This window comes from Pseudomonas sp. 008 (assembly GCF_016861935.1).
GTDB lineage: Bacteria > Pseudomonadota > Gammaproteobacteria > Pseudomonadales > Pseudomonadaceae > Aquipseudomonas.
The window spans coordinates 223,923-247,943 of the sequence record NZ_BOMA01000011.1; the positions used below are offsets into that span (position 1 = coordinate 223,923).

General features: G+C 59.0%; 23 protein-coding genes and 1 pseudogene. 16 read left to right on the forward strand and 8 right to left on the reverse strand.

Going from position 1 to position 24,021, the window contains the following annotated elements; genetic code table 11:
- Positions 1-4: 4 nt before the first annotated feature.
- Together JUI81_RS22205 and JUI81_RS22210 are read right to left on the reverse strand one after the other, a co-directional pair.
- Positions 5-1,177, reverse strand: a complete 1,173-nt coding sequence (locus JUI81_RS22205) for a patatin-like phospholipase family protein (protein WP_204125035.1) — start codon at positions 1,175-1,177, stop codon at positions 5-7.
- A 35-nt stretch (positions 1,178-1,212) separates the two neighbouring features.
- The gene (locus JUI81_RS22210) at positions 1,213-2,145 is read right to left on the reverse strand and encodes a lipid A biosynthesis lauroyl acyltransferase (RefSeq protein ID WP_204125036.1); all 933 of its coding nucleotides are present in this window, start codon (positions 2,143-2,145) and stop codon (positions 1,213-1,215) included.
- 118 nt (positions 2,146-2,263) lie between these two features.
- On the opposite strand from JUI81_RS22210, the gene minC reads away from it, so the two are divergent.
- The 7 genes from minC (at position 2,264) to JUI81_RS22245 (ending at position 9,204) form a co-directional block, all read left to right on the forward strand.
- A complete protein-coding gene (gene minC / locus JUI81_RS22215; protein ID WP_026331736.1) occupies positions 2,264-3,001 on the forward strand; it encodes a septum site-determining protein MinC in 738 nt (245 codons plus the stop codon).
- 201 nt (positions 3,002-3,202) lie between these two features.
- Positions 3,203-4,015, forward strand: coding sequence for a septum site-determining protein MinD (gene minD / locus JUI81_RS22220; protein ID WP_007940844.1), 813 nt, complete (start codon positions 3,203-3,205; stop codon positions 4,013-4,015).
- Positions 4,015-4,269: a cell division topological specificity factor MinE gene (minE, locus tag JUI81_RS22225; RefSeq protein WP_007940845.1), complete on the forward strand. Its 255-nt coding sequence runs from the start codon at positions 4,015-4,017 to the stop codon at positions 4,267-4,269. The genes minD and minE overlap by 1 nt, the downstream gene beginning before the upstream one ends.
- Positions 4,270-4,360: 91 nt before the next feature.
- Positions 4,361-4,996: an RluA family pseudouridine synthase gene (locus JUI81_RS22230; RefSeq protein WP_018925180.1), complete on the forward strand. Its 636-nt coding sequence runs from the start codon at positions 4,361-4,363 to the stop codon at positions 4,994-4,996.
- A 259-nt stretch (positions 4,997-5,255) separates the two neighbouring features.
- Positions 5,256-6,545, forward strand: a complete 1,290-nt coding sequence (locus tag JUI81_RS22235) for a M18 family aminopeptidase (protein ID WP_204125037.1) — start codon at positions 5,256-5,258, stop codon at positions 6,543-6,545.
- Between the two features lie 251 nt (positions 6,546-6,796).
- Positions 6,797-6,973, forward strand: a complete 177-nt coding sequence (locus JUI81_RS22240) for a hypothetical protein (RefSeq protein WP_019579691.1) — start codon at positions 6,797-6,799, stop codon at positions 6,971-6,973.
- 77 nt (positions 6,974-7,050) lie between these two features.
- Positions 7,051-9,204 (forward strand): mechanosensitive ion channel family protein, encoded by a 2,154-nt coding sequence (locus JUI81_RS22245; RefSeq protein ID WP_026331735.1) that lies wholly within the window; start codon positions 7,051-7,053, stop codon positions 9,202-9,204.
- 6 nt (positions 9,205-9,210) lie between these two features.
- On the opposite strand, the gene JUI81_RS22250 is transcribed toward JUI81_RS22245, so the two are convergent.
- Positions 9,211-9,924, reverse strand: a complete 714-nt coding sequence (locus tag JUI81_RS22250; protein ID WP_007940851.1) for a UTRA domain-containing protein — start codon at positions 9,922-9,924, stop codon at positions 9,211-9,213.
- Positions 9,925-10,275: 351 nt separating this feature from the next.
- Between JUI81_RS22250 and JUI81_RS22255 the strand changes: the two genes are divergently transcribed.
- The 6 genes from JUI81_RS22255 (at position 10,276) to JUI81_RS22280 (ending at position 15,681) form a co-directional block, all read left to right on the forward strand.
- Positions 10,276-11,343, forward strand: a complete 1,068-nt coding sequence (locus JUI81_RS22255) for an ABC transporter substrate-binding protein (protein ID WP_018925177.1) — start codon at positions 10,276-10,278, stop codon at positions 11,341-11,343.
- A gap of 228 nt (positions 11,344-11,571) precedes the next feature.
- Positions 11,572-12,378, forward strand: coding sequence for an alkaline phosphatase family protein (locus JUI81_RS22260; RefSeq protein ID WP_204125038.1), 807 nt, complete (start codon positions 11,572-11,574; stop codon positions 12,376-12,378).
- Between the two features lie 5 nt (positions 12,379-12,383).
- The gene (locus JUI81_RS22265; protein ID WP_169342458.1) at positions 12,384-13,220 is read left to right on the forward strand and encodes an ABC transporter permease subunit; all 837 of its coding nucleotides are present in this window, start codon (positions 12,384-12,386) and stop codon (positions 13,218-13,220) included.
- Positions 13,207-14,007, forward strand: a complete 801-nt coding sequence (locus JUI81_RS22270) for an ABC transporter permease (RefSeq protein ID WP_018925174.1) — start codon at positions 13,207-13,209, stop codon at positions 14,005-14,007. Before JUI81_RS22265 ends, JUI81_RS22270 begins: the two co-directional genes overlap by 14 nt.
- Positions 14,004-14,993 carry an ABC transporter ATP-binding protein gene (locus JUI81_RS22275; RefSeq protein ID WP_028941047.1) on the forward strand — a complete coding sequence of 330 codons (990 nt, stop codon included), beginning with the start codon at positions 14,004-14,006 and terminating at the stop codon, positions 14,991-14,993. Before JUI81_RS22270 ends, JUI81_RS22275 begins: the two co-directional genes overlap by 4 nt.
- A gap of 34 nt (positions 14,994-15,027) precedes the next feature.
- Entirely contained in the window at positions 15,028-15,681 is a 654-nt protein-coding gene (locus JUI81_RS22280) for an HAD family phosphatase (protein ID WP_007936171.1), read from the forward strand.
- Positions 15,682-15,794: 113 nt separating this feature from the next.
- Here JUI81_RS22280 and JUI81_RS22285 read toward each other — a convergent pair whose 3' ends face one another.
- Positions 15,795-16,757 carry a zinc-binding dehydrogenase gene (locus tag JUI81_RS22285; RefSeq protein WP_019579685.1) on the reverse strand — a complete coding sequence of 321 codons (963 nt, stop codon included), beginning with the start codon at positions 16,755-16,757 and terminating at the stop codon, positions 15,795-15,797.
- A 140-nt stretch (positions 16,758-16,897) separates the two neighbouring features.
- Between JUI81_RS22285 and JUI81_RS22290 the strand changes: the two genes are divergently transcribed.
- Both JUI81_RS22290 and JUI81_RS22295 read left to right on the forward strand, forming a co-directional pair.
- Positions 16,898-18,979: a carboxy terminal-processing peptidase gene (locus JUI81_RS22290; protein WP_169342449.1), complete on the forward strand. Its 2,082-nt coding sequence runs from the start codon at positions 16,898-16,900 to the stop codon at positions 18,977-18,979.
- Between the two features lie 134 nt (positions 18,980-19,113).
- Positions 19,114-20,904, forward strand: a complete 1,791-nt coding sequence (locus JUI81_RS22295) for a bifunctional diguanylate cyclase/phosphodiesterase (protein ID WP_019579683.1) — start codon at positions 19,114-19,116, stop codon at positions 20,902-20,904.
- 174 nt (positions 20,905-21,078) lie between these two features.
- Here the strand turns inward: JUI81_RS22295 and JUI81_RS22300 are convergent, their stop codons facing one another.
- On the reverse strand, positions 21,079-21,402 hold the full coding sequence (locus JUI81_RS22300; protein WP_204125039.1) for a hypothetical protein: 324 nt from the start codon (positions 21,400-21,402) through the stop codon (positions 21,079-21,081).
- Between the two features lie 522 nt (positions 21,403-21,924).
- On the opposite strand from JUI81_RS22300, the gene JUI81_RS22305 reads away from it, so the two are divergent.
- On the forward strand, positions 21,925-22,362 hold the full coding sequence (locus JUI81_RS22305) for a DNA polymerase beta superfamily protein (protein ID WP_239077722.1): 438 nt from the start codon (positions 21,925-21,927) through the stop codon (positions 22,360-22,362).
- 204 nt (positions 22,363-22,566) lie between these two features.
- Here the strand turns inward: JUI81_RS22305 and JUI81_RS22310 are convergent, their stop codons facing one another.
- From JUI81_RS22310 to JUI81_RS22320, 3 genes and pseudogenes are all read right to left on the reverse strand, one after another.
- On the reverse strand, positions 22,567-22,992 hold the full coding sequence (locus tag JUI81_RS22310; RefSeq protein WP_156043965.1) for a hypothetical protein: 426 nt from the start codon (positions 22,990-22,992) through the stop codon (positions 22,567-22,569).
- Positions 22,993-23,279: 287 nt separating this feature from the next.
- On the reverse strand, positions 23,280-23,582 hold the full coding sequence (locus JUI81_RS22315; protein WP_019579680.1) for a hypothetical protein: 303 nt from the start codon (positions 23,580-23,582) through the stop codon (positions 23,280-23,282).
- A 207-nt stretch (positions 23,583-23,789) separates the two neighbouring features.
- Positions 23,790-24,021 (reverse strand): annotated as a pseudogene (locus JUI81_RS22320) (transposase); the annotation flags it as partial.

Here is a 24,021-nt window from a genome sequence, read left to right on the forward strand (position 1 = left end):
AACCTCAAGCCGGAACCGCAGGCTCCACCAACCCCAGAAACCGGCACAGCTCATCGCGCTTGGCCAACGCATCGCGCCGCCCCAGGTCAATCAATTCGCTGCAATACCCCGCCTCGAACAGCAGATAACTCAGCACCCCCGCCCCGCTGGTCTTGGTCGCCCCCGGCCCGCGTAAAAACAGGCGCAAGGCTGCCGGCAGTTCCTGGCGATGCCGCGCGGCAATTTCATCGATCGGCTGACTCGGTGAAATCACCAACACATCCACTGGCGCCGCTCCCAATGCACGACTCGAGATGCCGTCGGGCAGCAGATGGCTGAACTGGTTCAGACGCTGCAACAACTCGATGTCGCTTTCCAGGCTGTCAATGAACGTACTGTTGAGCAGGTGCCCACCGACTTGCGCCAGGGTCGGCTGCTGACCGGTGTAGGCACGTTGCAGCGGCTGTTGCGGATCGATCCCGCGCGGGTTGCCGCTGACGCCCACCACCAGCACGCGACTGGCGCCCAGGTGCAGGGCCGGGCTGATCGGTGCCGATTGACGCACCGCGCCATCGCCGAAATATTCTTCGCCGATTTTTACCGGTGCGAACAGCAATGGAATCGCGGAACTGGCGAGCAGATGGTCGACAGTCAGTTGGGTCGGCACGCCAACTCGCCGATGGCGCAACCAGGATTCGATGGTGCCGCCGCCCTGATAAAACGTGACGGCCTGGCCGGACTCGTAGCCGAACGCTGTAACCGCTACGGCCCGCAATTGCTTCTGCGCAATCGCTTCGGCGATCCCGGGCATGTGCAGTTTGTGATTGAGCAAGCGGCGCAGCGGCGAACTGTTAAGCAGGGCCACCGGCACCGGCGAGCCAATGCCCATCAGGTTGTGACTGACAAAACGGGTGGCCTGATGAATCACCCCCGGCCAATCGCTGCGTAATACCAGATGGCTGCGAAAACCTTGCCAGAAGGCTGTCAGACGCTCAATCGCGCCACGAAAATCCATCGCCCCACTGGCCAGGCTGACCGCATTGATCGCACCGGCCGAGGTGCCGACGATCACCGGAAACGGATTCGCCGCCCCCATCGGCAGCAGCTCGGCAATCGCTGCCAGCACGCCTACTTGATAGGCCGCACGAGCCCCACCGCCGGAAAGAATCAACCCTGTAACCGGTTCAGCAGGACTCATTGCAACACTCCATGGTGCTTAAAGGGATCGGTGACTCAACCGCGTTTGGCGTACAGTTTCGGCTCGCCCGGTGGGCGGCTCTTGAAGCGGCGATGCGCCCAGAGATATTGCTCCGGACATTCGCGCAACGCACCTTCCACCCATTGGTTGATCCGAATGCAATCGGCCTCTTCCGTCTCGCCAGGAAAGCCTTCGAGCGGGGCATGAATCACCAGTCGATAACCGCTGCCGTCAGCCAGGCGCTCCTGGGTGAACGGCACCACCAGCGCCTTGCCCAAACGTGCGAATTTGCTGGTGGCGGTGACAGTTGCCGCCTGAATCCCGAACAGCGGCACGAAGATACTTTGCTTGGCGCCGTAGTCCTGATCCGGTGCGTACCAGATCGCTCTCCCTGCCCGCAGCAGTTTGAGCATGCCACGCACGTCGTCGCGCTCCACCGCCAGCGAGTCGAGGTTGTGCCGCTCGCGACCTTGGCGCTGGATGAAGTCGAACAGCGGATTCTTGTGTTCGCGGTACATGCCATCGATGGTGTGTTGCTGACCGAGCAACGCCGCGCCGATCTCCAGCGTGGTGAAGTGCACGGCCATCAGAATCACGCCCTTGCCTTGCGCCTGAGCCTGTTTCAAATGCTCCAGGCCTTCGACATGGGCCAGTTTCGCCAGACGCTTGCGCGACCACCACCAGCTCATGGCCATCTCGAAGAAGGCGATGCCGGTGGACGCGAAGTTTTCCTTGAGCAGGCGTTTGCGCTCGGCAGCGGATTTTTCAGGGAAACACAGCTCAAGATTGCGCTTGGCAATGCGCCGTCGGTCGCCGGCCACCCGGTACATCAATGCGCCCAGGGCGCGACCGATCGCCAGTAACGCCGGATACGGCAACTGCACAATCAGCCACAACAGCCCCAGGCCACACCACAGCGGCCAGAAACGCGGAGAAAGAAATGCTGTTCGAAATCGCGGGCGTTCCATTAAAGGTTCCGGAAAGTTAATGGCCGCGCATTCTACATCGTTCGACCCGGCTTGCGGCCTGCGGGCGTTCTCGTTATAAGTCTCGGCACTTTTAGTGACAAGCCGTTGTATGCCGACCATGAGCCAAACCGAACCGCTAGACCAAGATCCCGTGTTCCAGTTGAAGGGCAGCATGCTGGCCATTACGGTGCTGGAACTGGCCCGTAACGACCTCGAGAACCTTGATCGGCAACTGGCCGCCAAGGTCGCCCAGGCGCCCAACTTCTTCAGTAATGCGCCACTGGTACTGGCCCTGGACAAACTCCCGGCCAGCGAAGGCTCGGTCGACCTGCCGGGATTGATGCGCATCTGCCGCCAGCATGGCCTGCGCACCCTGGCGATCCGCGCCAGCCGCATCGAAGACATCGCAGCGGCCATTGCGGTCGATCTGCCAGTGCTGCCGCCGTCCGGCGCACGGGAACGCCCGCTCGACCCGCTCGAAGGCGTCGTAGCGAAAAAACCGGAAAAACCACCGGAGCCGACCATCAAACCGACAAAAATCATCACGTCGCCAGTACGTGGTGGCCAGCAGATTTATGCCCAGGGCAGCGATCTGGTGGTGATTTCGTCGGTCAGCCCGGGGGCGGAACTTCTCGCCGACGGCAACATCCATGTATACGGCGCGATGCGCGGTCGTGTGTTGGCCGGCGTCAAAGGTGATACGAAAGCCAGGATTTTCTGTCAGCAAATGACCGCTGAACTGGTCTCCATCGCCGGTCACTACAAGGTTTCCGAGGACCTGCGCCGCGATCCATTGTGGGGCGCCGGAGTACAAGTCAGCCTGTCGGGTGACGTGTTGAACATCATTCGGCTTTAACGGATACTGCCGCATTTTCCAAGCATCTCTAAAACGTAGCGAAAACGGCTCAAACGAAGTAGGAAAAAGGCTAAAAGCAGTGTTTACCGGGGGTAGATACCGCTCAAAGCCGGATTCCAGCCAAGGCTGTCCGACTGCAGTAGTTTTTCAAGAGATGTTTTTCAGGGGCTAAACGTCCTTTTTCCTTAGGGGTAAAACACCTTGGCCAAGATTCTCGTGGTTACATCCGGCAAGGGTGGTGTGGGTAAGACCACCACCAGCGCCGCTATCGGTACCGGCCTCGCTCTGCGTGGTCACAAAACAGTTATCGTCGACTTCGACGTCGGCTTGCGTAACCTCGACCTGATCATGGGTTGCGAGCGCCGCGTGGTGTATGACTTCGTCAACGTGGTGAACGGCGAAGCCAACCTGCAACAGGCCCTGATCAAAGACAAGCGCCTGGAAAACCTCTACGTGCTGGCCGCCAGTCAGACTCGCGACAAAGACGCGCTGACCCAGGAAGGCGTAGAAAAAGTCCTGATGCAGTTGAAAGAAGACTTCGAATTCGTGGTCTGCGACTCCCCGGCCGGCATCGAGAAAGGTGCCCACCTGGCCATGTACTTCGCTGACGAAGCGATCGTCGTGACCAACCCGGAAGTCTCCTCCGTACGTGACTCGGACCGCATGCTGGGCCTGTTGGCCAGCAAGTCCCGTCGCGCCGAAAACGGCGAAGACCCGATCAAGGAACACCTGTTGCTGACCCGCTACAACCCTACGCGCGTCGTCAACGGCGAAATGCTCGGCGTCGAAGACGTCAAGGAAATCCTCGCGGTGACCCTGCTGGGCGTGATTCCAGAATCGCAAGCCGTCCTCAAGGCCTCCAACCAGGGCGTGCCGGTGATTCTCGACGACCAGAGCGACGCCGGCCAGGCGTACAGCGATGCTGTCGATCGTCTGTTGGGCAAGACCGTGGACCATCGTTTCCTCGATGTCGAGAAGAAGGGATTCTTCGAGCGACTTTTTGGAGGTAGGTAATGAACCTTTTTGACTTCTTTCGTGCCAACAAAAAGCCCAGTACCGCCTCGGTAGCGAAAGAGCGTCTACAGATCATCGTGGCGCATGAACGCGGCCAACGCAGTACGCCGGACTACTTGCCAGCCTTGCAGAAGGAACTGGTGGAAGTGATCCGCAAGTACGTCAATATCGGGTCCGATGACGTGCACGTCGCTCTGGAAAACCAGGGCAGCTGCTCGATTCTGGAACTCAATATCACCCTGCCCGATCGCTGAGTCGATCCGGCGGGAGCCACGGCGGCTCAGGCCCCTTCCATGACTGGAGGGGGCCTGAGTCGCCGTTGGCGTTTGTTACGAGGCTGTTTTAATGCCGTTGTCCAACATCCGCATCATCTATCAGGACGCCGCCGTACTGGTGGTGGATAAACCGACCCTGTTGCTCTCCGTCCCCGGACGGGCCGATGACAACAAGGACTGCCTGATTACGCGCCTGCAAGAAAACGGCTACCCGGAAGCGCGAATTGTCCATCGGCTGGACTGGGAAACCTCCGGCATCATTCTGCTGGCCCGTGACCCGGACACTCATCGCGAGCTGTCTCGGCAATTTCACGACCGCGAAACCGAAAAGGCCTACACCGCCCTGTGCTGGGGACAACCGGAACTGGACAGTGGCAGCATCGACTTGCCCCTGCGCTACGATCCGCCGACCAAGCCACGGCATGTGGTGGACCACGAATTCGGCAAGCACGCCCTGACTTTCTGGCGTGTACTGGAGCGTTGTGGCGACTGGTGCCGCGTCGAGCTGACGCCAATCACCGGCCGTTCTCACCAGTTGCGCGTGCACATGCTTTCCATCGGCCACCCGCTGCTGGGTGACGGGCTCTACGCCCATCCGCAAGCCCTGGCTGCCTGGCCACGCCTGTGCCTGCACGCGAGCATGCTGAGCTTCACTCATCCGCAAAGCGGCGAACGCCTGCGCTTCGAGTGCCCGGCACCGTTCTAACGGCGGTGCCCAGGCTTCAGTGTCGAGGGAGCTGTTGTGGCGAGGGAGCTTCTGTGGCGAGGGGGCTTGCCCCCGTTGGAGTGCGAAGCGCTCCCTAGCCCGGCGACCGTATTCTATCGGGCACACCGTGCAAACAGGATTTACGACTGCTTCGCAGCCGAACGGGGGCAAGCCCCCTCGCCACAACAGCAGCCCTTCACCCGCCGCACTTTGCGCTTTCAATACGTTAAACTGGCGCCACTGCTGTCTGGAGCTTCTTATGCGCGAAGAGTTGAACCAAGGCCTGATCGACTTCCTCAAGGCCTCCCCTACCCCGTTCCATGCCACCGCCAGCCTTGTCCAGCGCCTGGAAGCGGCCGGTTTTGTGCGCCTCGACGAGCGCGAGCCATGGACCACCGAAGCCAATGGCCGTTACTACGTCACCCGTAACGACTCTTCGATCGTCGCGTTCAAAATGGGCCGTCATTCGCCCCTGCATGGCGGCATTCGCCTGGTCGGCGCACACACCGACAGCCCGTGCCTGCGGGTCAAACCCCAGCCGGAACTGCAACGCCAGGGCTTCTGGCAACTGGGCGTCGAAGTCTATGGCGGTGCACTGCTGGCGCCGTGGTTCGACCGTGATCTGTCGTTGGCCGGCCGCGTGACCTTCCGTCGCGATGGCAAGGTCGAGAGCCAGTTGATCGACTTCAAGGCCCCCGTTGCAATCATTCCGAACCTGGCCATTCACCTCAACCGTGAAGCCAACATGGGCTGGGCGATCAATGCCCAGACCGAACTGCCGCCGATTCTCGCGCAATTCGCCGGTGACGAACGCGTGGACTTCCGCGCCGTGCTCACCGATCAACTGGCCCGCGAACATGGCCTGAATGCCGACGTGGTGCTCGATTACGAGCTGAGTTTCTACGACACCCAAAGCGCCGCGGTCATCGGCCTGCATGGCGATTTCATCGCGGGCGCTCGCCTGGACAACCTGTTGTCGTGCTACGCCGGCCTGCAGGCGTTGCTGACAACCGAGACCGACGAAACCTGCGTGCTGGTCTGCAACGATCACGAAGAAGTCGGTTCCTGCTCGGCCTGTGGCGCCGACGGTCCGATGCTTGAGCAAACCCTGCGTCGCCTGTTGCCCGAAGGGGATGAATTCGTACGGACCATTCAGAAATCCCTGCTGGTCTCGGCCGACAACGCCCACGGCGTGCACCCGAACTACGCCGACAAGCACGACGCCAACCACGGCCCGAAACTCAACGCCGGCCCGGTAATCAAGGTCAACAGCAACCAGCGCTACGCCACCAACAGCGAAACCGCCGGGTTCTTCCGTCATTTGTGCATGGCCGAAGAAGTACCGGTGCAGAGCTTCGTGGTGCGCAGCGACATGGGCTGCGGCTCGACCATCGGCCCGATCACCGCCAGTCACCTGGGCGTGCGCACCGTGGACATCGGCCTGCCGACGTTCGCCATGCACTCGATCCGCGAGCTGTGCGGCAGCCATGACCTGGCACACCTGGTCAAAGTGCTGAGCGCGTTTTACGCCTGCCACGAGTTGCCATAACCCTGTCCCTGTGGCGAGGGGGCTTGCCCCCGTTGGGCTGCAAAGCAGCCCCAAAACCTGCCATTGCGTTCTGTCTGGCACAGCGCATGAGCAGGCACTGCGACCGCTTCGCGGTCGAACGGGGGCAAGCCCCCTCGCCACAGGAAGCTCGTTGCTCAAGCAACAGTCATACCCCGTCCCTGCCACACATCACCAACGCCCGCCCGAAAGCCGCCTAGACTTGCAGTAACCCCTCCGACAAGGCTGTCACCATGATCTCGATGTCTTCGTTTCACGCCATGCTGGTTCCGATTCTTTCCGGGATGATCATGCTGGCCGTCGGCTTCAACTTTCGCGACAAGAACGTCGGTGTGTTCGCGATGTGGGTCGGCATGTTGATGATCCTCGCCACCGTGATCTACAAGATCCTCGCCAAGCTCAACGAATAAACCCTTTCATCTGGCTCGCATTGATTTTGATGGGCTCGTACACTCGGCCGATCCGCTCATTCGAGGTTAACCGCCTAGTGTTCGCTCGTCTTTTTGCCCTGCCCTGTTTGTTCCTTGTCTGCCTGATGACGCTGCTGCCGCTGACGCCTGCCCAGGCGGTCGGCTTGCCGGGGCTGCTCGGCGGCTCGGCGAAAACCCAGCCCGAAGCGCAAGCTCCACTGGGACAGTCGCTGGACGAAGTCATCAAGTCGCTGGAAAACGATCAGCAGCGGACCAAACTGCTGGCGGACCTGAAAAAGCTGCGCGACGTCAGCAAAAAAGCCCAACCGACCACAGAAGAAGGCGTGCTGGGCCTGATCGGCGGCACCCTGGCCAGTTTCGAAAAGCAATTTTCCGGCGCCGACAGCCCCCTCACTCGCTGGTCCGAAGAAGTCGACCTGGCCAAGGATGAACTGGTGGCACTCATGCTGCCGGCCAATGAATGGCTGCCAATCATTTTTGCCTTCGCCATGATCCTGATGGTCTGGAGCCTGCTGGCCGCCGCCCTGATCTGGCTCGGCCACCGGGTGCGCATGCGCTTCGGCCTCACCGAAGAACTGCCGCAACACCCCAAGGCCCTGGACATGTTGCGCTTTGCCTTGCGTAAACTCGGGCCGTGGATGATCGCCCTGGTCATGACGGTATACATGACCTACGCCCTGCCCTCGTCATTGGGCAAAAGCCTGGCCATGGTGCTGGCTTATGCGCTGGTGGTCGGTACCTGTTTCTCGGCGATCTGCGTCATCGCGTTTTCCCTGCTCGATGGCCCGCATCGCCACCGCGCCCTGTACATCCTGCGGCATCAGGCCTTCCGCCCGTTGTGGCTGATCGGCAGTTTCGCCGCCTTCGGTGAAGCCCTGAACGACCCGCGCCTGATCGCCAGCCTCGGTGAGCATCTGGCCCATACGGCGGCGACGTTCGCCAATGTACTGGCGGCGATCTTCACAGGTTTTTTCATTCTGCGTTTCCGCCGGCCTATCGCGCACCTGATCCGCAACCAGCCGCTGTCTCGGCGCCTGACCCGCCGCGCCTTGAGCGACACGATCGAAATCCTCGGGACGTTCTGGTATCTGCCGGCGCTGGTGCTGGTGGGCATCTCGCTGTTCGCCACCTTCGTCTCTGCCGGCGACACCAGCACCGCGTTGCGTCAGTCGCTGATCTGCACCGTGCTGCTGGTGTTGTGCATGGTCATCAACGGGCTGGTGCGCCGTCATTCACTCAAGCCTCAACGCGGCCCCAAACGCCATGCGCTGTATTCGGATCGCCTGAAAAGCTTCTTCTATACCCTCGCCCATCTACTGGTGTGGCTGGCGTTCATCGAACTCGGCCTGCGGGTCTGGGGCATGTCGCTGATTCGCTTCACCGAAGGCGAAGGCCATGAAGTCAGCGTCAAGCTGTTCAGCCTCGGCGGCACGCTGATTTTTGCCTGGCTGATCTGGATTCTCAGCGACACCGCCGTGCACCACGCCCTCACCCGCTCGCGCAAAGGCCTGGCCAATGCCCGGGCGCAGACGATGATGCCGCTGATCCGCAACGTGCTGTTCGTGGCGATTTTCATCATTGCGCTGATCGTCGCCCTGGCGAACATGGGCATGAACGTCACGCCGCTGCTGGCCGGTGCCGGTGTGATCGGCCTGGCCATCGGCTTCGGCGCGCAATCGCTGGTGGCCGACTTGATCACCGGGCTGTTCATCATCATCGAAGACTCCCTGGCCATCGACGACTACGTGGACGTCGGCGGCCACCTGGGCACCGTCGAAGGCCTGACCATCCGCACCGTGCGTCTGCGGGACATCGACGGCATCGTCCACACCATTCCGTTCAGTGAAATCAAAAGCATCAAGAACTACTCCCGGGAGTTCGGCTACGCGATCTTCCGGGTGGCGGTGCCCTCGAACATGGACATCGACGAGGCGATCAAGCTGATGCGCGACGTCGGCCAGAAAATGCGCACCGACCCGCTGCAACGGCGCAACATCTGGTCGCCGCTGGAGATCCAGGGGGTCGAAAGTTTCGAGTCAGGCAATGCGATTCTTCGCGCGCGCTTCAAGACTGCGCCGATCAAGCAGTGGGAAGTGTCCAGGGCGTTCAACCTGTCGCTCAAGCGGCATCTAGATGAGGCCGGGCTGGATCTGGCGACACCGCGCATGAGCATTCAGGTGATCACCCCCGGTGGCGAACAATCTGCGTAGGTGGGTTCAGACCACATCCACCCCGACATGAATCGCATCATGGCGCCAAAACTCCAGGTCACAATCGATCAGCCGCTGATGCTGATCGTAGTTGACCCGGGCAATCCGCAACCCCGGGCTGCCCACCGACACCCGTAAAGCCGCCGCGGCGTCCACCGACAACGCGGTCGGCACGATCTCGAAGCGCACCCGCCCGTAGTGCAAGTCGTAATGCCGCGCATACAGCTCGGTCATCGACTGATTCAGATCGAAGTCCAGTATCCCCGGAAAATACTGCGGGTTCAGGTAGTGCTCCACATACAGCACCAATCGCCCGTCAATCCGTCGCGAGCGACAGATCTGGATCACACTCGACAGCGCCGGCAACTGCAGCCAGGCACATACCGCCGCCGATGCCGGCTGCAAACGCGCGGAAATCACCTCGGTGGACGGCACCCGCCCCTGGGCGCTGACCATCGCGTGAAAGTGGCTGCGTTGCATCAGGTTATAAGCCAGCCGTGGCGGCGACACGAACCAGCCGCGCCGCTCTTCGCGATAAATCTGGCCCTGGGCCTCCAACTGCAACAACGCCTCACGCACGGTAATCCGCGTGGTACCGAACAACTCACTGAGCTTGCGCTCGGCCGGCAACTTGCTCCCGGGCGCCAACAGCCCGTGGTCGAGCTGTTCTTGCAGAACCTGCCCGATCGCTGTCACCGCTTTGGTTGTCTCGATGCGCATCAACGTTACCTATCTGGACTAGACCAGCACTGATTCAGGGCAGAACCGCGATCGAAACCGGGCTCCATCAATTGCCTGCAAGCCTAGGCACTGCAGATGACTGACAGATGACAAAGCCGCCGAACGGTTGCTTCAGACACCTGCAATTTTATGGCCAAGTCCCTTTCATATCAGCCCTTTAGCCATGGTCTACGCTTATCTCGCACCCCGCGTATCCGAGCGCAGGAAATTCAGGCCGACCGGTCGTCGACATCAAAATGTCATCCAGGACGCCTAAATTGGCTCAGGTATTGCTGACCTAGACCAACACAACCGCAATCGCAGCGTTGAAAACGCCCAAAGGAGCTTCGGATGAAACAGTTTTTCCTGGCATCACTGTTAGGCTCGACCATTGCCCTGTGCACTGCCGCCATGGCGGCGGATACCGATCTGAAAACACTCGAAGCCGCTGCGAAAGCGGAAGGCGCCGTCAACAGCGTCGGCATGCCCGATGACTGGGCCAACTGGAAAGGCACCTGGGAAGACCTGGCCAAGAAATACGGCCTGAAACACATCGACACCGACATGAGCTCGGCCCAGGAAATCGCCAAGTTCGCCGCCGAAAAAGACAACGCCACAGCCGACATCGGCGACGTCGGTGCCGCCTTCGGCCCGATCGCGGTCAAGCAGGGCGTGGTGCAACCTTACAAGCCGAGTACTTGGGCACAGGTTCCGGATTGGGCCAAGGACAAGGACGGTAACTGGGCACTGGCCTACACCGGCTCCATCGCGTTCATCATCAATAAAAAGCTGCTGCACGGTTCCGAAGCACCGACCAAATGGGCCGACCTCAAGAGCGGCAAGTACAAAGTCTCCATCGGTGACGTGAGCACCGCAGCCCAGGCTGCCAACGGCGTACTGGCCGCCGCCCTCGCCAATGGCGGTGACGAGAAAAACATTCAGCCAGCCCTGTTGCTGTTCGCAGACATCGCCAAGCAAGGCCGCCTGTCCATGGCCAACCCGACGATCGCCACCATGGAAAAGGGTGAAATCGAAGTCGGCGTGGTCTGGGACTTCAACGGCCTGAGCTACAAGGCCAAGATGGCGAATCCGGATGACTACACCGTGCTGATTCCATCCGATGGCTCGGTGATTTCCGGCTACACCACCATCATCAACAAATACGCCAAGCACCCGAACGCCGCCAAACTGGCCCGCGAATACATCTTCAGCGACGCTGGCCAGATCAACCTGGCAAAAGGCAACGCCCGTCCAATTCGCGCCGAGCATTTGACTCTGCCAGAAGAGGTCAAGGCCAAGCTGCTGCCTAACGAACAGTACAAAAAGGTCACGCCGATCAAAGACGCCGACGCGTGGGAAAAGACCTCCAAGTCGCTGCCGCAGAAGTGGCAGGAAGAAGTCATCATCAATATGCCGTAAACCTGTAGATCCCCATTTGGAACTCCGATGGAGATCCAAATGGGGGAGCGGGCCTGTGGCGAGGGGGCTTGCCCCCGTTCGAGTGCGCAGCGCTCGTAGATACTGGGTCCGCTGCGCGGCCCAACGGGGCGATGCGGCGGTCCGACAAGCCCCCTCGCCACACAAGCCCGCTCCCACAAGGGATTGGTTGCGTACTTGAATCATCTGTTTTCGCGGAGTCCCACCCCCATGAAGCACAACGTCATCCTTGTCGTGCTCGACGGCCTCAATTACGAAGTCGCGCGCCACGCCATGGGGCATCTGCAGGCTTACGTTGGCGCAGGACGCGCGGTGCTCTACAAACTGGAGTGCGAACTGCCGGCCCTGTCCCGACCGCTTTACGAATGCATCCTGACCGGCGTTACGCCGATCGACAGCGGCATCGTTCACAACAACGTCTCGCGCCTGTCCAATCAGCGCAGCATCTACCATTACGCCACCGACGCCGGCCTGAAAACCGCCACCGCGGCCTATCACTGGGTCAGCGAGTTGTATAACCGTTCACCGTTCGTGGCCGCCCGGGACCGTCACACCGACGACCCGAAACTGCCGATCCAGCACGGTCACTTCTACTGGAGCGACCACTACCCGGACTCGCACCTGTTCGCCGACGCGGAAAACCTGCGCCTGCGCCACGCGCCGAACTTTCTGTTGGTCCACCCCATGAACATCGACGACGCCGGGCACAAGCACGGCCTCGACACCCCGCAATACCGCAACAGCGCCCGCTCGGCGGACGTCATCCTCGCCGACTACCTGCAAGGCTGGCTCGATGCCGGATACCAGGTGCTGGTGACCTCCGACCACGGCATGAACAACGACCGCTCGCACAACGGCCTGCTGCCTGAAGAACGCGAAGTGCCGCTGTTCGTCCTCGGCGACGCCTTCAGCTTCAACCAAGGCGCTGCACCGAAACAAACCGAACTGTGCGGCACCGTCTGCGAACTGCTGGGCGTGCCCCACGACAAACCTGTGTGCCGGGAGCTGCTCAAGTGAATGCCATGACCCGCGGTAAATGGCTGGCCGCTCTGTGCCTGGTGCCCTTCGCGATTTTCTTCTTCGTGTTCGAGATCGCCCCGCTGCTCTGGGTGATGATCAACAGCCTGCAATCGGAAGAGTTCGGTTGGGGCCTGGCCAACTTCAGCAAAATCTTCAACTCGAAGTTCTATTTGCAGGCGATCCAGTACAGCCTTGAGATCAGTTTCTGGTCCAGCGTATTCGGCATCGTCATTGCCGTGCTCGGCGCCTACTCCCTGCGCCGGGTCGACTCGAAACTGCGCAACTTCGTGAATGCGTTCGCCAACATGACCAGCAACTTCGCCGGTGTGCCCCTGGCCTTCGCGTTCATCATCTTGCTGGGGTTCAACGGCACCTTCACCATCATGCTGAAACAGGCCGGAATCATTCAGGATTTCAACCTGTACTCGAAAACCGGGCTGATCATTCTCTACACCTACTTCCAGATTCCCCTGGGCGTGCTGTTGCTCTACCCGGCCTTCGATGCCCTGCGCGAAGACTGGCGTGAGTCCGCCGCCTTGCTCGGGGCCAGCGGTTGGCAATTCTGGCGACACATCGGTCTGCCGGTGCTGACCCCGGCGCTGCTGGGCACGTTCGTGATTCTGCTGGCCAACGCCTTGGGCGCCTACGCCACGGTCTACGCGCTGACCACCGGCAACTTCAACGTGTTGCCGATCCGTATCGCGGCGATGGTATCCGGCGACATTTCCCTCGACCCGAACCTCGCCAGCGCCTTGGCCGTGGTGCTGGTGGCGTTGATGACCCTGGTGACCATCGTGCATCAGCTGCTGTTGAAGAGGAGCTACCATGTCTCGCGCTGAACTGGGGCCCGTCGGTGTCTACCACCGGGTCATCGTGTATTTGCTGTTTGCCATTCTGTTATTGCCGCTGCTCGGAACCCTGATCTACTCGATCGCCAGCAGTTGGTCGGCGACGATTATGCCCAGCGGCTTTACCTTCAAGTGGTACATCCAGCTGTGGAGCGATCCGCGCTTTCTCGACGCATTCGGTCAGTCGTTGCTGGTTTGTATCGGCTCGCTGATTCTGTCGGTGGTGCTGATCCTGCCGCTGCTGTTCGTGGTGCATTACCACTTCCCGAAGCTCGACGCGCTGATGAACATCCTGATCCTGCTGCCCTTCGCGGTGCCGCCGGTGGTGTCGTCGGTGGGGCTGTTGCAGCTCTACGGTTCGGGGCCGTTCGCGATGGTGGGTACGCCATGGATTCTGATCGGTTGCTACTTCACCGTGGCGCTGCCGTTCATGTACCGGGCGATCACCAACAACCTGCAAGCGATCAACCTGCGCGACCTGATGGACGCCGCGCAACTGCTCGGCGCCAGCACTTGGCAAGCAGCCTTCCTGGTGGTGTTGCCGAACCTGCGCAAGGGGCTGATGGTAGCGTTGCTGCTGTCCTTCTCGTTCCTGTTCGGTGAGTTCGTGTTCGCCAACATCCTCGTCGGCACCCGCTACGAAACCCTGCAGGTCTACCTCAACAACATGCGCAACAGCAGCGGCCACTTCACCAGTGCGCTGGTGATTTCCTACTTCTTCTTTGTGCTGGTTCTGACCTGGGTGGCCAATATCTTGAACAAGGACAAAAGCGAATGAGCTATGTGAGCGTCCAACATCTTCAAAAAGATTACTCGGGCACCACCGTATTCAGTGACATCAACTGCGAAATCAAGAAAGGCGAATTCGTCACCCTGCTCGGCCCGTCCGGTTGCGGCAAGTCCACGCTGCTGCGTTGCATCGCCGGCCTGACCTCGGTGGACGGTGGCCAGATTCTGCTGGAAGGTCACGACCTCGTCCCACTGAGCCCGCAGAAACGCGGAATCGGCATGGTGTTCCAGAGTTATGCGCTGTTCCCGAACATGACCGTGGAGCAGAACGTCGCCTTCGGTTTGCGCATGCAGAAGGTCAACGCCGACGACAGCCAAAAACGCGTCGCCGAAGTGCTGAGACTGGTAGAACTCAATGACTTCGCCGCCCGCTACCCGCATCAACTGTCCGGCGGCCAGTGCCAGCGTGTCGCCCTCGCTCGTTCGTTGGTGACCCGGCCTCGGCTGTTGTTGCTGGATGAGCCGCTGTCGGCGCTCGATGCGCGGATTCGCAAGCACTTGCGCGAACAGATCCGTCAGATCCAGCGCGAACTCGGCCTGACCACGATCTTCGTCACGCACGATCAGGAAGAAGCCCTGACCATGTCTGACCGAATCTTCCTGATGAATCAGGGAAAGATCGTACAGAGCGGCGATGCCGAAACCCTCTACACCGCCCCCGTCGACGTGTTTGCCGCAGGCTTCATCGGCAACTACAACCTGCTGGACGCCGACAGCGCCAGCAAACTGCTGCAACGGCCGATCACCCACCGCATCGCCATTCGTCCGGAGGCCATCGAACTGAGCCTGAACGGTGAGCTCGACGCGCAGGTGCGCAGCCACAGCCTGTTGGGCAACGTAATTCGCTACCGGGTCGAAGCCCGGGGCGTGGAACTGGTGGTGGATGTGCTGAACCGCTCGGCGTCCGACCTGCATCCCGATGGTCAGCGCCTGGCACTTTCCATCGATCCGACAGCCCTGTGTAAGGTAGCCTGATGACCTTGCTGATGTTGAAGAGAGAACTGCACTGATGGCCCTGGCAATTTTTGATCTGGACGAAACCCTGATCCACGGCGACTGCGCCTCGCTATGGAGCGAACAGATGGCCCGCCTCGGCTGGGTCGATGGCGAATCCTTCCTGCGTCGCGACAAGGAATTGATGGATGCGTACGGCAGGGGCCACCTGGCCATGGAAGACTACATGGCCTTCAGCCTGGAGCCGCTGATCGGTCGCACGCCGCAAGAGCTCGAGCACTTGGTAGCGCCCTGGGTGGAAGACTTCATCGAGCCGATCATATTCAGCGACGCCACCAAAACCATCGCCGCCCACCGCAAGGCCGGAGACCGGATTCTGGTGATCTCCGCCTCGGGCACGCATTTGGTCAAGCCGATTGCCGACCGTCTGGGCATCGACGAAATTCTCGGCATCGAGCTGGAAGTGGCGCACGGGGTGTACAGCGGCAACACGGTGGGCACCCTGACCTACCGCGAAGGCAAAATCACCCGCTTGCTGGAATGGCTGGACGCCGAAGAGGAAAACCTTGAAGGCGCGAGTTTCTATTCCGATTCACGCAACGATTTACCGCTGCTGCTGAAGGTGGATTTCCCGCATGTGGTGAACCCGGATCCAGTGTTGCTCGAACACGCCGAAAAAGCCGGCTGGCCGATCCATATCTGGAAGTAAAAGCAAAAGATCGCAGCCTCGCTTCGCTCGACAGCTCCTACAAATGGATTGTTTACACCTGTAGGAGCTGTCGAGCGAAGCGAGGCTGCGATCTTTTGGCAGCCAACCCGATTTCAGCTCAGGCTGTCGTCAATCACCAACACCAGCTTGCCCGACACCTGATTGGTCGCCAGCTCCGCAAACGCCGCTTCGGCGTCCTCGATCGCAAATGTCCTGGCCAGTTGCGGGCTCAAACGCCCTTCGGCAAACAGCGGCCAGACGTGCTGGCTGAGATCGCTGAACAAATCGGCCTTGAACTGCTCGTCGCGATTGCGCAGGGTCGAACCCAGCAGTTGCACGCGCTTGGCCAGCACCTGCGCCAGATCCAGTTGCGCTTCACGACCGCCCATCAAACCGATCAACACCCAACGACCATCGCGAGCCAGCAGCTTGAGGTTCAATGCCGCGTAGTTGCCACCCACCGGATCCAGGATCACATCGAACGGCCCCAGATCGTTCAGGCGCTCCAGATCCTTATTGCGCACCACGCCACCCTGGGCACCCAGCGCTTCGCAGTAGGCCAGACGATCCTCGGAGCCGACGCTGACCCAGCACGGGTTGCCAAACGCCTTGCACAGCTGAATGGCAGCTGAACCGATTCCACTTGCTCCGGCATGCAGAAGAACTTTCTCACCCGGTTTTAGCGAAGCCAGCTGAAACAAATTCAGCCAAACAGTCGCATACACTTCCGGCAGCGCCGCGGCCTCGGCCAGGGACAATCCTTCGGGAACCGGCAACACATGCCGTCCGTCGACAACTACCTCTTCGGCCATCCCACCCCCGGCCAGCAAGGCGCAAACCCGATCTCCGACCTGCCAGGACGAGCCCGGGCCGACCTCGCTGATCACCCCCGAACACTCAAGACCCAGTGCTTGACTGGCTCCCGGCGGTGGCGGATACAGGCCCGCTTTCTGTAACAAATCGGCTCGATTGAGTCCCGCTGCCGCCACTCGGATACGAACTTGTCCTACATCGCACGTAGGACTCGGCTCCTCAACCCACTCCACTCGCCCCTCAACGCCTTGCAATGCTTTCACAGTGCCTCCATAGTGAGTCTGGACTGAGCCCGAAGCTATAGCGCCGGGCTTTCTTGCATTATGCGACCGGCCCTTGTGGGAACCGGCGACTTCAAAGACGGCCTAATATGCGTGATCAATTGTCCCCGCGTCGAATCAGCATGAAGCATTTTTTCCCCAGCACCGCCCTCGCTCTTGTCATTGGTCTCGGTCTCTTGCCGATGTCGAGCAATTCGTTCGCAGCCAACAGCTGGGACAAGCTTCAGCCCGATCGCGACGAAGTCATCGCCAGTCTGAACGTCGTCGAATTGCTCAAGCGTCACCATTACAGCAAGCCGCCGCTCGACGATGCGCGCTCCGCGATCATCTACGACAGCTACCTCAAGCTGCTGGATCCATCGCGCAGCTACTTCATGGCCAGTGACATTGCCGAATTCGACAAATGGAAAACCCAGTTTGACGACTTCCTCAAGAGCGGCGACCTGAACGCCGGGTTCACCATCTACAAGCGCTATCTGGACCGCGTCAAGGCGCGTCTGGACTTTGCCCTTGCCGAGCTGAACAAGGGCGTCGACAAGATCGACTTCACCACCAAGGAAACCTTGCTGGTCGACCGCAAGGATGCCCCTTGGCTCAAGACCACCGCCGAGCTCGACGACCTGTGGCGCAAACGCGTCAAGGACGAAGTGCTGCGGATGAAGATTTCCGGCAAAGAGCCAAAGCAGATTCAGGAAACCCTGACCAAGCGTTACAAGAATCAGCTGGTGCGTCTGGATCAGACCCGCGCGGAAGATATCTTCCAGGCGTACATCAACACCTTCGCCATGTCCTACGACCCGCACACCAACTATCTGTCGCCGGATAACGCGGAGAACTTCGACATCAACATGAGCCTGTCCCTGGAGGGCATCGGCGCCGTGTTGCAGAGCGATAACGATCAAGTCAAAGTCGTGCGCCTGGTGCCTGCCGGCCCGGCCGACAAGACCAAGCAGGTCGCTCCGGCCGACAAGATCATCGGCGTGGCCCAGGGCAACAAAGAGATGGTCGACGTGGTCGGCTGGCGCCTGGACGAAGTGGTCAAACTGATTCGTGGACCGAAAGGCACCGTGGTGCGACTGGAAGTGATTCCGGCCAGCAACGCGCCGAATGACCAGACCAGCAAGATCGTGCCGATCACCCGCGAAGCGGTGAAGCTTGAAGATCAGGCGGTGAAGAAGTCGATCCTCAGCCTCAAGCAGGATGGCAAGGACTACAAGCTCGGCGTCATCGAGATCCCGGCCTTCTACCTGGACTTCAAGGCCTTCCGTGCCGGCGATCCGGACTACAAGAGCACCACCCGCGACGTCAAGAAGCTGCTGACCGAGCTGCAGAAAGACAAGGTCGACGGCGTGGTCATCGACCTGCGCAACAACGGCGGCGGCTCCTTGCAGGAAGCCACCGAGCTGACCAGCCTGTTCATCGACAAAGGTCCGACCGTACTGGTGCGTAACGCTGACGGCCGGGTCGATGTGCTGGAAGATGAAAACCCGGGCGCGTTCTACAAAGGCCCGATGGCGCTGCTGGTCAACCGTTTGTCCGCCTCGGCGTCGGAGATCTTCGCCGGTGCGATGCAGGACTACCACCGTGCACTGATCATCGGCGGCCAGACCTTCGGCAAAGGCACCGTGCAAACCATTCAGCCGCTGAACCATGGCGAACTGAAACTGACCCTGGCCAAGTTCTACCGGGTTTCCGGCCAGAGCACCCAGCATCAGGGCGTACTGCCGGACATCGATTACCCGTCGATCATCGACACCAAGGAAATCGGCGAAAGCGCCCTGCCGGAAGCCATGCCGTGGGACACCATCCGTGCGGCCATCAAGCCGGCGGTCGACCCGTTCAAACCGTTCATCACAGCGCTTAAGTCCGAGCATGACGTGCGCACGGCCAAAGACGCGGAGTTCGTGTTCATCCGCGACAAACTGGCCCTGGCCCAGAAGCTGATGGCCGAAAAAACCGTCAGCCTCAATGAAGCCGACCGTCGCGCACAACACGCCGATATCGAAGCCAAGCAACTGGCCATGGAAAACATCCGTCGTAAGGCCAAGGGTGAAGAGCCGCTCAAAGAGCTGAAGAAAGAAGACGAAGATGCCATCGCGGCCGAGCCGGACAAGACCAAGCCAGAAGACGACGCCTACCTGAGCGAGACCGGGCGGATTCTGCTGGATTACTTGAAACTCAACACCGCGGTCGCCAAGCACTAAGTGGTGACAATCAGGATGATGGCAATTTAATGCTGACGCTCCCCGGAGTGTCATCAAACAGACATCATTCTGTCGTGAAATAAAGGACCGGGAGCTTTGCGCTCCCGGTCCTTTTTTTATCGCCAGAGATCGCCATGACCACAACCGAACAGCTGAGTGCCTTGAGCTCAATACTGACTCAAAGCGGTTTGCACAGCCTGTTCCAGCCGATCATCTCCCTCTCCGAACGACAGATCATCGGTTACGAAGCCCTCAGCCGTGGCCCCTCCAACAGCCCGCTGCACTCCCCCATTGCCCTGTTCGCGGTAGCCCGCCAGGCCGGTCGCCTCAGCGAACTGGAGATCGCTTGCCGCCAAAGCGCTTGCCGACGGTTCAATGAACAGCAACTGCCCGGCAAACTGTTCCTCAATGTGTCCCCGGAATCCCTGCTCGAAGCCGCCCACCAACCCGGCCGCACCCTGCAACTGCTGCAGGATTTCGGCATACCGCCGAGTCAGGTGGTGATCGAACTCACCGAACAGACCCCGACCGACGACTTCCAATTGCTGCAAACCGCCCTGCATCACTATCGGGCGATGGGCTTTTCGATTGCACTGGATGATCTGGGCGCGGGTTATTCAAGCTTGCGGCTGTGGTCGGAATTACGCCCGGATTACGTCAAGATTGATCGGCACTTCATCGACGGCATCCATCAGGACGCACTCAAACGTGAATTCGTCGGTTCGATCCTGCAGATCGCCAAGGCTTCGCGGGCAAAAGTGATCGCCGAAGGCATCGAATTGCCAGAAGAACTCGCCGTGCTGACCGAAATGGGCGTCGATCTTGTGCAAGGCTATCTGCTCTGCCGGCCCCAGGAGCATCCGCCCCGCGATGCCCGAACCTTGATGCCCAAACCAACCAGCGCCGCAGCGATGCTGAACGAGGACGCCAGTGACCTCAGCGCCCTGCTCAACGACCAACCGGCGATGGCCAGCGACACCCCGACCGCCACCGTACTGGAAGCCTTCCGCCGCCAGGCCAACCTGAACTCCCTGGCGGTGCTCGACAAGCAAGGCAGGCCGTGCGGCATCGTTCACCGTCATTCACTCTCCGACGCCCTGCTCAAGCCATTTGCCACCGACCTGTTCGCCCGCAAACCCATCAGCCGCTTGATGAGCGACGACTTCCTCGCCGTGGAACTGAGCCAGTCGCTGCAACAGGTCAGCCGCTTGATCACCAGCCGCGCCCGCCAACGCATCGAAGAAGACTTCATCATCACCCTCAACGGCGGCTATCTGGGCCTGGGCCGAGTGATCGACGTGCTCAAACTGATTACCGAACTGAAAATCCAGCAAGCCCGCTACGCCAACCCGCTGACCCTGCTGCCAGGCAACGTGCCGATCCAGCAATGCCTGACACGCCTGCTGCAACAGGAACGGGAATCGGTGATCTGCTACGTGGACATCGACAGCTTCAAACCTTTCAACGACATCTACGGCTACGGTCGCGGGGATGAAGTCCTACTGTGCCTGGCGCAATGCCTGAACGACCGCGTCGACCCATCCCGCGACTTCGTCGGCCATATCGGCGGCGACGACTTCCTGCTGGTGCTCGGCCCCGAAGACTGGCGCAAACGCCTGAACCAACTGCTGGACGACTTCCACAGCCAATGCCGACGCTTCTACCGCAGCGAACACCTGGAAGCCGGCTGCTTCATCGCCCCCAACCGCCAAGGCGTACGGCAGGAGTTTCCGCTGCTGTCGCTATCCATCGGCGTGGTGCATCTGCATCCACAGGCCTGCGGACAGCTCGACGCGAGCCAACTGGCGGAAATGGCCTCGCAGGCCAAACACCACGCCAAGAATGTGCCGGGGTATAGCGTGCATGTGATTGATAGTTTGGCGGTGCCGACAACTAAGGAAGCGTTGGTTGCCGGACAACGGTGATGGCTGCGATCTTTTGATCCTGCTCTTGTGGCGAGGGGGCTTGCCCCCGTTCGACTGCGAAGCAGTCGCCAAACCAAGCCCCGCGGTATGTCTGACAAAACCGAATCGCAGATTTTTAGGGCCGCTTCGCGACCCAACGGGGGCAAGCCCCCTCGCCACAAGAACCACTCGGCTCTAGTCCGAAGACCGAGCCCGCAACCGCCGCCCAATCACATCCAGCACATCACAGCCATCGCGCAGCGGAATGGCGCAGAGCAAGGCAAAATCACTGAGGATCATCGAATCGCACTCGACTGAACCGCGCATGGACAGGTTCTCAAGCACTTGGGTGACGGCGCGAATTCGATAGCTGGCGGCTTCGGTCAGAATGTCCAGCGGCGCATGGGTGTCGACAAACAGGGTGGGCATGTCGGTGCAGTTACTGGTCAACGCCATGTAGCGGTTTTTGGGATGGGGAATTGGTTTTTCGTAGGGTGGATCAGGATGAAGTGTTGGCATTTTAAAACTCCAGGAAAAATAGGAGCTGCCATTTGCCTTCCTACAGGCATGGGTGGCAGCTATACGCGGGGTAGGAATATCGAGCCCCAGAGACACTCGACCACGCCGAAGCATGCCCGCGCACAGCCGCCGCAACTGATTTTACGGACGCAAGTCAGCAGCCGCAAATCAGAAGTCGACACTTATGTCGTCTTTGGGAGGTTGAAGGGTTCCTACGCCCTGCCACTGAATATGCAGTGACTCCCAAAGCCTAGCGATCGAACTCACTGCGCACCAGTTCACGAAAACCGCCACAACTTGAAGGAAACTTCCGAAGACCTTGCCCAGAAATTTCGCTCAAAGAAGGCAAACGTGGCGGAAGGCTTCGCTGAAGCCTGGATTGATTTCTCTGCCGTGGGTTAGCCGGTTTCGACCTATAGCTGCCGGTGGCGACAGGCAGAAATCGGCCAGTAGAGGACGCTGGACAGTCTACCGCGGGATGAGTAGCGTGCACTCGAAACATCGTCTAATTAGAGTTGGCTCATGGTTTCTATCGTTGTTCAAGAAGAGGTTCGAGACCGGCTACGTCGTGCTGAGAACGAGCATGACGTGAAAGTTCTTTTAGCTATTGAGTCTGGCAGTCGTGCCTGGGGATTTGCCTCTCCCAACAGCGACTACGACGCACGCTTCATCTACGTAAATAAACCCGAGTGGTATCTCTCTGTCGGCCTCGAGGAGCAACGCGACGTCATCGAGTATCCGATCATTGACGACATGGATATCAATGGCTGGGATCTACGTAAGGCACTCAGGCTATTTTGGAAGTCCAATCCAGGCTTTGTGGAGTGGATACAGTCGACCATCATTTACGAGCATGCTGGCTGTTTCCACGAGCGGGCAAAGGAGTTATTGCCGCAGGTGTATTCGGTGGAGAGTGGCATCTACCACTATCGCAGCATGGCCAAAACCAACCGGAAATAGGGGACAGACCACGTTTTTGCTTATCCTTCAAAAAGAATTGTGGTCTGCCCCCTATTTCTCAACGCTTAGGGCGATGGTAGACACCTGTTTAAGTGGACACCATTTTTAGCCCATTAAGCGGATCGCCATGCAACGACGGCACTCTTACCCCAAGTCCTTCAAAGCCCAGGTCGTGCAGGAATGTTTGCAAGCCCCGCGCTCCTCTTAACTTACTTTCTTTACATGAACATATGTAACAAGACGACTGTTAGCGTCATAGCACACAGTCACCACCCGTCCATCAGTTAAAAACTCATAACCTGGGCTGGTAGGAGCGACACCAGGAATACGTATAGAGGGCACATCGCGCACGGGTTGGCCAAAGAAAGCAACTGAGCCTTCAACTGTCGTAATCCCACAGCATGCCTTCTTTGTTTCAACAGTAGCAGGGTAATACTCCCCAACCGCTTGGTAATAGACTCTGTAGGCTACGACAACTCCCTCGCTGCCAGCTTGGAAGTAAACGCCACTCTCTGGCAACTTCAAAAACTCATCATGCTCAACTTTAGTATATTCAACCAAAGGAAATGCATCTTTTAACTCCGCCAACAAACCAATTAACGGGCGACCTACATAATCATTTGGATTCATATTTAACACCCATCCCATCAAATAATTTTTTATTCAAACCATGAATTTCTTCACGAGTTTTTTCTATTTTACTCACTGACCAACCTTCGCTCCTCCAGACGGGGACCCAAGGAAATAGGGGACAGACCACGTTTTTGCTTATCCTTCAAAAAGAATTGTGGTCTGCCCCCTATTTCTCCGCGGCATTTACAGGAAGAAGACGACCTCCGTAAAAGTCTGGAGAAACCGGGCGATGTTCTGTCCTTTTCCATATTTGTTCGTGACCTACTCTCTATAGCTCCAGAACATTAGTACTTGAAATTTGTTTTTACTTCGCCACCACGCCTATAGGACATGACAAATGAAGTCCAGTTTTCACCACGCTTTCTAGAGTTTTCTTTTAATCGCTTTACCAGACTATATAGAACCGCGCCATTGAAATCAGTTTCGGCATTTGTCACCTCCACCCCATTATTTTCAACCACGAGCTCTTCCTCCGAATAGCCGTCACCCACCTCAACTTCGTAACGAAAAGAGTCATAACCATGCACAATACCAGCCTCTATCAGTGCAAAAATTTCTTTTGCCAACTCTATATCTTCAATAATCACTCTATAACTTCCGGAATTTTTTTAGCCTCATTTTCAAAGCGCAAAGTCTTACTCTTGTCATCTATTGTATACGTCAATTCCATCGTGTCGGGCCGCGCAGAACCCGGATCTTTCCGATTAAACTTTATCGTTGTCGGTCCAACCGTTTTAGAAGGGTCATTTAAAGCCGCCCTGACCAAAACGGGGACGACCAAAACGGGGACAGATTTATTTTTCCACCCCAGGCTTTTCCCTTGGCCGGCCTTGACCTCGACGCTCTATTCGAATCCCCACAATCTGTTCTACTTCATCGATGAAACGTCCCGTCCCGGTTAGCTGCCCACGCTGTAGAGCTTCACGAATAAGCCTTACTTCTTCGCTGGAAACAGCTTGTCGTACAAAACCCTCATAATTTTTGTACCGTTCCAGGCTGGTATCACCCAACACATCAAAACAGGCG

Excerpts from the sequence above, each read along its gene's own strand:
- JUI81_RS22205 (WP_204125035.1), bottom strand. The coding sequence starts at position 1,177 with ATGAGTCCTGCTGAACCGGTTACAGGGTTGATTCTTTCCGGCGGTGGG.
- JUI81_RS22210 (WP_204125036.1), bottom strand. The coding sequence starts at position 2,145 with ATGGAACGCCCGCGATTTCGAACAGCATTTCTTTCTCCGCGTTTCTGG.
- minC (WP_026331736.1), top strand. The coding sequence starts at position 2,264 with ATGAGCCAAACCGAACCGCTAGACCAAGATCCCGTGTTCCAGTTGAAG.
- minE (WP_007940845.1), top strand. The coding sequence starts at position 4,015 with ATGAACCTTTTTGACTTCTTTCGTGCCAACAAAAAGCCCAGTACCGCC.
- JUI81_RS22230 (WP_018925180.1), top strand. The coding sequence starts at position 4,361 with ATGCCGTTGTCCAACATCCGCATCATCTATCAGGACGCCGCCGTACTG.
- JUI81_RS22235 (WP_204125037.1), top strand. The coding sequence starts at position 5,256 with ATGCGCGAAGAGTTGAACCAAGGCCTGATCGACTTCCTCAAGGCCTCC.
- JUI81_RS22240 (WP_019579691.1), top strand. The coding sequence starts at position 6,797 with ATGATCTCGATGTCTTCGTTTCACGCCATGCTGGTTCCGATTCTTTCC.
- JUI81_RS22250 (WP_007940851.1), bottom strand. The coding sequence starts at position 9,924 with ATGCGCATCGAGACAACCAAAGCGGTGACAGCGATCGGGCAGGTTCTG.
- JUI81_RS22255 (WP_018925177.1), top strand. The coding sequence starts at position 10,276 with ATGAAACAGTTTTTCCTGGCATCACTGTTAGGCTCGACCATTGCCCTG.
- JUI81_RS22260 (WP_204125038.1), top strand. The coding sequence starts at position 11,572 with ATGAAGCACAACGTCATCCTTGTCGTGCTCGACGGCCTCAATTACGAA.
- JUI81_RS22265 (WP_169342458.1), top strand. The coding sequence starts at position 12,384 with ATGACCCGCGGTAAATGGCTGGCCGCTCTGTGCCTGGTGCCCTTCGCG.
- JUI81_RS22270 (WP_018925174.1), top strand. The coding sequence starts at position 13,207 with ATGTCTCGCGCTGAACTGGGGCCCGTCGGTGTCTACCACCGGGTCATC.
- JUI81_RS22275 (WP_028941047.1), top strand. The coding sequence starts at position 14,004 with ATGAGCTATGTGAGCGTCCAACATCTTCAAAAAGATTACTCGGGCACC.
- JUI81_RS22280 (WP_007936171.1), top strand. The coding sequence starts at position 15,028 with ATGGCCCTGGCAATTTTTGATCTGGACGAAACCCTGATCCACGGCGAC.
- JUI81_RS22290 (WP_169342449.1), top strand. The coding sequence starts at position 16,898 with ATGAAGCATTTTTTCCCCAGCACCGCCCTCGCTCTTGTCATTGGTCTC.
- JUI81_RS22295 (WP_019579683.1), top strand. The coding sequence starts at position 19,114 with ATGACCACAACCGAACAGCTGAGTGCCTTGAGCTCAATACTGACTCAA.
- JUI81_RS22300 (WP_204125039.1), bottom strand. The coding sequence starts at position 21,402 with ATGCCAACACTTCATCCTGATCCACCCTACGAAAAACCAATTCCCCAT.
- JUI81_RS22305 (WP_239077722.1), top strand. The coding sequence starts at position 21,925 with ATGGTTTCTATCGTTGTTCAAGAAGAGGTTCGAGACCGGCTACGTCGT.
- JUI81_RS22310 (WP_156043965.1), bottom strand. The coding sequence starts at position 22,992 with ATGAATCCAAATGATTATGTAGGTCGCCCGTTAATTGGTTTGTTGGCG.